At 51.0% G+C, this 5,376-nt stretch carries 2 tRNA genes and 2 rRNA genes; all 4 read right to left on the bottom strand.

The window, feature by feature from the left end:
* Positions 1 to 15 precede the first annotated feature (15 nt).
* Positions 16 to 2,898 (bottom strand): 23S ribosomal RNA (locus PY364_RS11595).
* A gap of 287 nt (positions 2,899 to 3,185) precedes the next feature.
* Positions 3,186 to 3,258: transfer RNA gene (locus PY364_RS11590), tRNA-Ala, on the bottom strand.
* Between the two features lie 82 nt (positions 3,259 to 3,340).
* Positions 3,341 to 3,414 (bottom strand) — tRNA-Ile (locus PY364_RS11585).
* 118 nt (positions 3,415 to 3,532) lie between these two features.
* Positions 3,533 to 5,022, bottom strand: a 16S ribosomal RNA gene (locus PY364_RS11580).
* The 16S and 23S rRNA genes sit together here with 2 tRNA genes alongside, the layout of an rRNA operon.
* Between the last annotated feature and the right edge of the window lie 354 nt (positions 5,023 to 5,376).

The following is a 5,376-nucleotide window of genomic DNA, read 5'->3' as shown; positions in this document are numbered from 1 at the left end:
ATCAAATCAAAGTTAGAGGTCAAGCCCTCGGTCTGTTAGTGCGCCTCAGCTTCATCCCTCACAGGACTTCCACTTAACGCCTATCAACGGGTGTTCTGCCCGTGACCTTACTGGATAACTCCATGAGAAGACTCATCTTGAGGTGGGCTTCCCACTTAGATGCTTTCAGCGGTTATCCACTCCGCACTTGGCTACCCTGCGTTTACCGTTGGCACGATAACAGGTACACCAGCGGTGCGTCCCTCCCGGTCCTCTCGTACTAGGGAGGAATCCTCTCAATCTTCTTGCGCCTGCACCGGATATGGACCGAACTGTCTCACGACGTTCTGAACCCAGCTCACGTACCGCTTTAATCGGCGAACAGCCGAACCCTTGGGACGTACTTCCGCCCCAGGTTGCGATGAGCCGACATCGAGGTGCCAAACCTCCCCGTCGATGTGGACTCTTGGGGGAGATCAGCCTGTTATCCCTAGAGTAACTTTTATCCGTTGAGCGACGGCCCTTCCATACGGAACCGTCGGATCACTAAGACCGTGTTTCCACCCTGCTCGACTTGTAGGTCTTACAGTCAAGCTCCCTTATGCCTTTGCACTCTATGGCTGATTTCCAACCAGCCTGAGGGAACCATTGTGCGCCTCCGTTACCTTTTAGGAGGCGACCGCCCCAGTCAAACTACCCCCCTGAAACTGTCTCTTTCCCAGATCATGGGTAAAGGTTAGAATTCTAGCCTCGCTAAAGTGGTATCTCACCGTTGGCTCCATCCTGCCCACAAGCAGAACTTCAAAGCCTCCCACCTATCCTGCGTAAGCGAAGCCCGAACACAATTCCAGGCTATAGTAAAGCTTCATAGGGTCTTTCTGTCCAGGTGCAGGTAGTCCGTATCTTCACAGACAATTCTATTTCGCCGAGTCTCTCTCCGAGACAGCTCCCAGATCGTTACGCCTTTCGTGCGGGTCGGAACTTACCCGACAAGGAATTTCGCTACCTTAGGACCGTTATAGTTACGGCCGCCGTTCACTGGGGCTTCAGTCGCCAGCTTCAGGATTGCTCCCTGACCGACTTCCTTAACCTTCCAGCACTGGGCAGGCGTCAGCCCCCATACGTCGTCTTGCGACTTAGCGGAGACCTGTGTTTTTGGTAAACAGTCGCCTGGGACTCTTCACTGCGACCACCTTGCGGTGGCACCCCTTCTTCCGAAGTTACGGGGCAATTTTGCCGAGTTCCTTAGAGAGAGTTATCTCGCGCCCCTTGGTTTACTCAACCTCCCTACCTGTGTCGGTTTCGGGTACAGGCAATAACTGCTTATGGTGTTTAGAGCTTTTCTTGGAAGCATGACATCTACCACTTCCCTCCCGTAGGAGGTCGTACTCGTACCTCAGCTCAAGACGTTTTCACCGTCTCTCAACACCTCGAATACTTAAACCGGTAACCAACATCCGGCTGGCGATTGCCTTCTCCGTCCCTCTGCACCAACAATTATCGGTACGGGAATGTTAACCCGTTATCCATCGACTACGCCGTTTGGCCTCGCCTTAGGACCTGACTCACCCAGAGCGGACGAGCCTGGCTCTGGAACCCTTAGGGTTTCGGGGTGTAGGATTCTCACCTACATTTGCGCTACTCAAGCCGACATTCTCACTTCCGCACAGTCCACACCTGCTTGTCGCTAGTGCTTCACACCGTTGCGGAACGCTCCCCTACCAATATTATTCATATTCCACAGCTTCGGTAGACTGCTTAGCCCCGTTCATTTTCGGCGCAAGAGCGCTTGACCAGTGAGCTATTACGCACTCTTTCAAGGGTGGCTGCTTCTAGGCAAACCTCCTGGTTGTCAGTGCACTCTCACCTCCTTTATCACTTAGCAGTCATTTGGGGACCTTAGCTGGTGGTCTGGGCTGTTTCCCTCTCGACGATGGAGCTTATCCCCCACCGTCTGACTGGCCGAGTACGGGTTTGGTATTCAGAGTTTGTCTCGATTTGGTACCGCTCTCGCAGCCCGCACCGAAACAGTGCTTTACCCCCAAACTTAATCTCGACCGCTGTGCCTCAACACATTTCGGGGAGAACCAGCTAGCTCCGGGTTCGATTGGCATTTCACCCCTAACCACACCTCATCCGCTGATTTTTCAACATCAGTCGGTTCGGACCTCCACTTGGTGTTACCCAAGCTTCATCCTGGACATGGTTAGATCACCCGGGTTCGGGTCTATAAACAGTGACGAAACGCTCTTATCAAACTCGCTTTCGCTTTGGCTACGACGATTAATGTCTTAACCTGCCACTGCCTATAACTCGCCGGCTCATGCTTCAACAGGCACACGGTCACTCGTTAAATCGAGCTCCCATTGCTTGTAAGCTGACGGTTTCAGGTTCTATTTCACTCCCCTTTCGGGGTTCTTTTCACCTTTCCCTCGCGGTACTGGTTCACTATCGGTCACACAGTAGTATTTAGCCTTACGAGATGGTCCTCGCAGATTCACACGGGATTTCACGGGCCCCGTGCTACTCGGGATGCAGCTAAGCTGGTCTAATTTTCGACTACGGGACTTTCACCCCCTCTGGTGTAGCTTTCAACTACTTCGTCTAACCTTTCCAGTCTTTTGTCGCTGTCCCACGACCCCAGATGTAAAAACACCTGGTTTAGGCTGATTCCCGTTCGCTCACCACTACTAGGGAAATCGCAATTGCTTTCTTTTCCTCGGGCTACTAAGATGTTTCAGTTCGCCCGGTTGGCTGCGCGTCATCTATGTATTCAACGACGCGCCTTAAGGGTTGCCCCATTCGGACATCTCCGGATCGATGCTTGCTTCCAGCTCCCCGGAGTTTTTCGTAGGTCGCCACGTCCTTCATCGCCTCTGTGTGCCTAGGTATCCACCGTCAGCCCTTTGTAGCTTGACCACTTTTTTTGTTTGATTGTCGGCTTGATTTGACTTTCACGCAGAATAAATTCCTGGTAAATGTCTCTCAAACTTTTTGATGACTTATTTCTATGCAGTTTTCAAGGTTCTGGCTGGACTTGGAAGACCAGCATTCCGATTAGCTTGAAGCTGAATCTAGGTGCTGAGCTTTTATAGTCACTCTTTCTAGTCTATCACATATTGCTTTGGACGCAACAGTTTTTTGACTATTATTTTTTCTGATTGAGTTGAACTTAATTTTGTGGTTTTCGGTTGGTTGGGTAAGAGTGGAGGTAAGCGGACTCGAACCGCTGACATCTGCCTTGCAAAGGCAGCGCTCTACCAACTGAGCTATACCCCCACGCTTTGGGAAATTACAAATTAAAAATTACAAATTAAAAATTTAGCATTTCTAATTAGAGATTTTTAACTTCTAATTAAGGTGGGCCATTCTGGATTTGAACCAGAGACCTCACCCTTATCAGGGGTGCGCTCTAACCAACTGAGCTAATAGCCCATCAACCGAACTAGGTAATAGTTTGAAAGCACGCTTGACAACAATTTCCTCGAACGACCAGGGATATCTGAATATTAACCGTGAAAGTGGATTAGGTTAATTCCAGTTGGTCTCCCTAAAAGGAGGTGATCCAGCCACACCTTCCGGTACGGCTACCTTGTTACGACTTCACCCCAGTCATCAGCCCTGCCTTCGGCATCCTCCTCCTTGCGGTTAGAGTAACGACTTCGGGCATGGCCAACTTCCATGGTGTGACGGGCGGTGTGTACAAGGCCCGGGAACGGATTCACCGCCGTATGCTGACCGGCGATTACTAGCGATTCCGCCTTCACGCAGGCGAGTTGCAGCCTGCGATCTGAACTGAGGCAGGGTTTACGGGATTAGCTCACTCTCGCGAGTTGGCTGCCCTCTGTCCCTACCATTGTAGTACGTGTGTAGCCCAGGACGTAAGGGGCATGCTGACTTGACGTCATCCCCACCTTCCTCCGGTTTGTCACCGGCAGTCTCTTTAGAGTGCCCAACTTAATGCTGGCAACTAAAAACGAGGGTTGCGCTCGTTGCGGGACTTAACCCAACATCTCACGACACGAGCTGACGACAGCCATGCACCACCTGTGTTCGCGCTCCCGAAGGCACTCCGAGCTTTCACTCAGATTCGCGACATGTCAAGTCCTGGTAAGGTTCTTCGCGTTGCATCGAATTAAACCACATACTCCACCGCTTGTGCGGGCCCCCGTCAATTCCTTTGAGTTTCACACTTGCGTGCGTACTCCCCAGGCGGGATACTTAACGCGTTAGCTACGGCACTGTCCGGGTCGATACAGACAACACCTAGTATCCATCGTTTACGGCTAGGACTACTGGGGTATCTAATCCCATTCGCTCCCCTAGCTTTCGTCCTGTGAGTGTCAGTTATGGTCCAGTAGAGCGCCTTCGCCACCGATGTTCTTCCCAATCTCTACGCATTTCACCGCTACACTGGGAATTCCCTCTACCCCTACCACACTCTAGCTATTCAGTTTCCACTGCCTTTACAGAGTTAAGCCCTGCGCTTTAACAGCAGACTTGAATTGCCACCTGCGGACGCTTTACGCCCAATCATTCCGGATAACGCTTGCATCCTCCGTCTTACCGCGGCTGCTGGCACGGAGTTAGCCGATGCTGATTCCTCTGGTACCGTCATTTTGTTCTTCCCAGAGAAAAGAGGTTTACAACCCAAGAGCCTTCCTCCCTCACGCGGTCTTGCTCCGTCAGGCTTTCGCCCATTGCGGAAAATTCCCCACTGCTGCCTCCCGTAGGAGTCTGGGCCGTGTCTCAGTCCCAGTGTGGCTGATCGTCCTCTCAGACCAGCTACTGATCGATGCCTTGGTAGGCTTTTACCCCACCAACTAGCTAATCAGACGCGAGCTCATCTTCAGGCTATAAATATTTGCCCTTTCGGTACATCCGGGGTTAGCAGCGGTTTCCCACTGTTGTCCCAGTCCTGAAGGCAGATTCTCACGCGTTACTCACCCGTCCGCCACTAATGTATTGCTACACCCGTTCGACTTGCATGTGTTAAGCAGACCGCCAGCGTTCATCCTGAGCCAGGATCAAACTCTCCGTGATGAAACGAAGTTAGTTCTTTAGGCTCTCTCTTACTCTTTAAGTAAGAGATTCTCGTTTTTTTGTTTTTGGGTATTGAGTTTTCACTCTCAACCCGTTATAATTTTGACGAGGTTTAAATAGTGCTTTGTGCTTTCAAACTATTGATTTTTCTAGGTTCGGGGCGCTTCGGGTCAGTTGCCTTTCCTTCTGGCGCTTTATTAATCTAACCCGACTGCCAAGGAATGTCAAGCGTTTTGGCAAAGTTTTTTTGACTTTTTTTTGAAGCTTGCCCTGTAAGGGTTCTGCCTGCTGAGCTGACTGGGATTTGAACTAAGCAATCTCTGCATTTCTGCTTTTTTACCCTTTAACCAGACT

Origin of the sequence: Kamptonema sp. UHCC 0994, from assembly GCF_029167235.1 — a bacterium.
Classification (GTDB): domain Bacteria; phylum Cyanobacteriota; class Cyanobacteriia; order Cyanobacteriales; family Microcoleaceae; genus Kamptonema.
The sequence above is the reverse complement of the archived record's forward strand: the minus strand, read 5'-3'. Positions and strand labels throughout refer to the sequence as shown.